Annotated in this window: 4 protein-coding genes and 1 pseudogene; 2 read left to right on the plus strand and 3 right to left on the minus strand. The window is 32.5% G+C overall.

What is annotated here, in order from left to right; translation table 11 throughout:
• Positions 1-111: 111 nt before the first annotated feature.
• From ACKOWY_RS07615 to ACKOWY_RS07625, 3 genes and pseudogenes are all read right to left on the minus strand, one after another.
• Positions 112-471 (minus strand): annotated as a pseudogene (locus tag ACKOWY_RS07615) (polysaccharide deacetylase family protein); the annotation flags it as partial.
• Positions 468-1,403 carry a glycosyltransferase family 2 protein gene (locus ACKOWY_RS07620; RefSeq protein ID WP_408940841.1) on the minus strand — a complete coding sequence of 312 codons (936 nt, stop codon included), beginning with the start codon at positions 1,401-1,403 and terminating at the stop codon, positions 468-470. The pseudogene ACKOWY_RS07615 and the gene ACKOWY_RS07620, both read right to left, overlap by 4 nt.
• Entirely contained in the window at positions 1,403-2,560 is a 1,158-nt protein-coding gene (locus tag ACKOWY_RS07625; RefSeq protein ID WP_408940842.1) for a glycosyltransferase family 87 protein, read from the minus strand. Before ACKOWY_RS07625 ends, ACKOWY_RS07620 begins: the two co-directional genes overlap by 1 nt.
• Before the next feature lie 215 nt (positions 2,561-2,775).
• Here ACKOWY_RS07625 and ACKOWY_RS07630 point away from each other — a divergent pair, with 215 nt between their 5' ends.
• Together ACKOWY_RS07630 and ACKOWY_RS07635 are read left to right on the plus strand one after the other, a co-directional pair.
• Positions 2,776-3,888, plus strand: a complete 1,113-nt coding sequence (locus ACKOWY_RS07630) for a glycosyltransferase family 4 protein (protein ID WP_408940843.1) — start codon at positions 2,776-2,778, stop codon at positions 3,886-3,888.
• On the plus strand, positions 3,888-4,155 hold a 268-nt coding region (locus ACKOWY_RS07635), incomplete at its 3' end, for an NAD(P)-binding protein (protein WP_408940844.1). The genes ACKOWY_RS07630 and ACKOWY_RS07635, both read left to right, overlap by 1 nt.

Consider the following 4,155-nt stretch of genomic DNA (forward strand, 5'->3'; position numbering starts at 1 on the left):
CGGCATGCTGCTCGGACCGCACATGCTGGGCCTGGCGGACAACAACGATGCCACCCAGCTGCTGGCGGAGATCGGCATCGTGTTCCTGGTGTTCACGCTCGGCCTGGAATTAATTTCTTTTTCGTCAACGGGTTGCATTCTAGGCATTCTGAATCCGACAACTTCTGTATTGGATAGTTCTTCTAATTTTTTCTTTGAATTAATTAAATCAACCACGTCAAAAGAACTATGATAATAGGTATGAGAAGCTAATTCATGCCCTTCATCAATAATTCTTTTTAAAAGTTCGGGAATATGAATAGCAAAAGTAGCAGTCGAAAAGAAGGTAGCTTTAATTTGGTGTTTTTTCAAAATATCCAAAATAGTCTCCGTACCAACAGCCGAAACTCGAATTTGATCTTCAAACGAAATTTCCCTGTTGTACTCGAATGGCATATCAAATTCTTCTATATCGAAGCTTAATAAAATCATTGATAATTGGTGTTTTTTATTAAATAATTGGGTCTGCCTTTGGATTGCATAAAAAGTTTACCAATATAAATTCCGATGATTCCTAAAATAATTAAGTTCAAACAGCCAAAAAAGACAATCGCTGTAATTACTGATGCCCAACCTGAAATTGGGTGACCAAAATAAAGACTATATCCGACGTAAATTGAAAAGAAAATAATCGAAAATATAGACAATCCTAATCCTAAAAACACAGCAAAATAAAGTGGTCTAGTACTAAATGAAGTGATGCCTTGTATAGCAAATCGAATCATTTTTGAAAGTGTGTATTTGCTTTTTCCAGAATACCTGTCTTGCGGCATATAATCCACTGCATATTGACTAAATCCTACCCAATTGATGATTCCTCTTATAAACAATTCGTTCTCAGTAAAATCAGAAAAAACCTCAGCAACTCTTTTATCAATTAAGCGAAAATCAGCTGTACCAGGTTCAAACTTAATCTCTGAAAGTTTGTTCATCAAACTATAAAACCATTTAGACGTTTTATTCTTGAAGTAAGAAAGGGATTCGGTCTCAGCTCTTACCGTATAGACAACATCATACCCTTCTTCCCATTTAGCAATAAGCTCTGGTAGCAATGCAGGAGGATGTTGTAAATCTCCATCCATTGAAATAACCGCATCTGAATTTAATTTAGCATAATCAATTCCAGCTTTTAAAGCATTCTGATGTCCGAAATTTCTAGACAGTTCTATATAAAACAAATTCTGTTGTTCTCGGGCTAGGCTTTTCAACTTTCGAATGGTGCCATCTCTACTCCCATCATCAACAAATAGTATCTTAAAATTATAGTCCAAAGAAGCAATTACCTCATTAAGAGACTCTAGCAATTTCTCAATGTTAGACTCTTCATTATAGGAAGGGATGACTATTGTAATGTTTTTCTTCATTAAACTTCTATTTTGTTCTGATTCGAATTAAAAAATAGCATTTCATAAATAATTCTACCCCAAATTAACACACAAGGTAGCGCTTTTAAAGCATACGGTCTAATATACGTTTCTCTTAAGAATCTTGGAACAATATCTGACGGAGAAAAACTAGTTAGAATCATGGCAAAGATAAATAAAAACCACGTTGTTTTAGATATTGGACTTTCTTGTAAAACAAACCAAATAGCTACTCCAACAAAAGCAATAATATAGGTTGGACTTTCGGAACCAGAACTAAAAATGACTGTAAAAATTAAGACCGAAGCCAGTAATAACAATCGGAAATTTTCATTTGAATATAATTTTAAACGAAGGTACGGTAATCCAAAAAGAGCTAACCCAGGTATCAAAAACAGTAGATTAGAAAGCTCTGGCGCGCGGAATATTCGTCTAAACATTCCCATCACAGAAATGTCCTGCATCGAATCCAAACCAGCGTTTTCATTGTTTTTTTCGACCAACCTAAAAGCCCATTCTTTGTAACTATTCAAAATAAATTCTGGAGACGAAATAAGCATTGGCAAGCCTAAAAACACCAAAGACCACACTAATAATGAAAGAATGAATTTCGGTTTGTTTTTTGAAAAGAAAAAGAAGGCCAAACCAACTACCCCATATAACTTGATGAACGCTCCTAAAGCAATACAAAAAGCTGCCCAAACATCTTTTTCTTCAGTAATATACACAAAGCTTAATATAATTATAGCCGTCATTATAGGATTGAACTGAAATCCTAAAATAGCGGTTAGAAATTCATGAAAACAAATCCAGAGAATCCAATTTATTTTTTGACTCTCTACTGGAATTTTAGTAATGGCATAAATTAATACCGCTGCATTAAATAAAGCCCAAAGTGGCATCCCAATAGCATCTGGTAAAACTGCAAATGGAGCTATGAAAATACTAAAAATAGGTCCGTAATGATTGTGATCGAAATAGTTCTCAGGATAAAGACCGTACAATGATTTTTTTTCAAGCGTATGAAAAAAAACGTACTTAAAAATAAGGTAATTATTATATTTTCCTATAACAAACTGTTTAACAGCTGCTACCAAAGCGACTAACAACCACAAGCCTATAATTATTTTTCTATTTTTAAGAAAACTAAAATTCATAAATCGCTACTTTTATTTTGCTCAAAAAATAGTTAGATAGTATTTAAAATTCTGCGTACCTAACAATTATCTAAAAAAAATTAATCCCGACAAAAATAACTAAATGATTATAAGTCTTATAATAAATAAATTTTATTTTAAAAAAAACAGTTTTAATGACTTACTTTTGCTGGAATTTATTACAGTTATTTACTTTAAGCAACACTTGATTGTTTATGAACATACTTAATGTTACATCAATAACCGAATTGAGAGGAGGAGATGCTCAAATGTACTCTGTATACAACCTCTTAAAAGAAAAGACAGATTTAAAACAGTTTATTTTATGTCCCGATGATGCTGTTCTTGCCTCTATTTGTAAAAAAGATAAAGCTGCTTATTACACGTATAAAAAAAACAAACTAAAACTAATTAATCTCATTGTAGCCATTATAAAGATTTGCAAAAAAGAGTCGATTTCTGTAATTCATATCCACGACTCCTCTGCACTTAATGCAGGACTTATTGCAATGCGATTTTTACCAAATAATACTTCTTTAATTTTAAGCAGAAAGAGAAACAATAAAATAAAAGATAAATTTCTAAACCGATACAAATATTCACATCCTGATATCAAAAAAATAATCAGTGTTTCTAAAGCTGTCGAAGCTATTTTTGACACTATAATCAAAGATAAAGAACGATTGATCACTATTTATGATGCGATTGATGTAAAAAAAATCGGCAGTAATGAAAATAAAAACAGCCTTCATCAAGAATTTAACTTTAGTACGGATACCAAAATAGTTGGTACTATTGCAGGACTTACTCCGCAAAAAGATTTATTTACTTTTATTGATACTGCAAAAAAGATACGCATTAAAAATAACACTTCTGCTCCAATTAAATTTGTAATCATCGGAGAAGGCTCCTTGCACAACGAACTTGTTTTGTATGCAAAAGAACAGGATTTAGAAGACACCCTTTTCTTTACTGGTTTTAGAAATGATGCCACTAATGTACTTCCTGAATTTGATGTGTTTTTAATTACATCAATAACAGAAGGACTTCCTTTAAGTGTGTATGAAGCATTTGCTTGTAAAGTTCCTGTTGTAGCTACCAAAGCAGGTGGAATTCCCGAAGTAGTTGTCAATGGAGAGACCGGTTTTTTAGCTAATTTTAAAGACTCCGAAACGCTTGCTAATCGAGTTTTAGAAATACTAAACGATACTAATTTAAGTGGAAAAATAAAAAAGAATGCATTTGAATTGGTCACTAACAATCACGATTTGAAAGTGATGCAAACCAATTACTATAACTTTTATCAAAATTTAAAAAGCAACGTTTAATGAACAATTATGACTATTTAATAGTAGGTGCAGGATTATTTGGAGCCGTATTTGCACACGAGGCAACCAAAGCTGGTAAAAAATGCTTGGTTCTCGATAAAAGAAATCATACTGGTGGCAATGTATACTGTGAAAACATTGAAGGAATCAATGTTCATAAATATGGCGCACATATTTTTCATACTAATGATAAAGGAATATGGGATTATGTGAATCAATTTGTGTCGTTTAATAGATTTACATATCAACCTGTAGCAATCTATGAAG

Origin of the sequence: Flavobacterium sp., from assembly GCF_046073885.1 — a bacterium.
In the GTDB taxonomy this organism is placed as follows: Bacteria; Bacteroidota; Bacteroidia; order Flavobacteriales; family Flavobacteriaceae; genus Flavobacterium.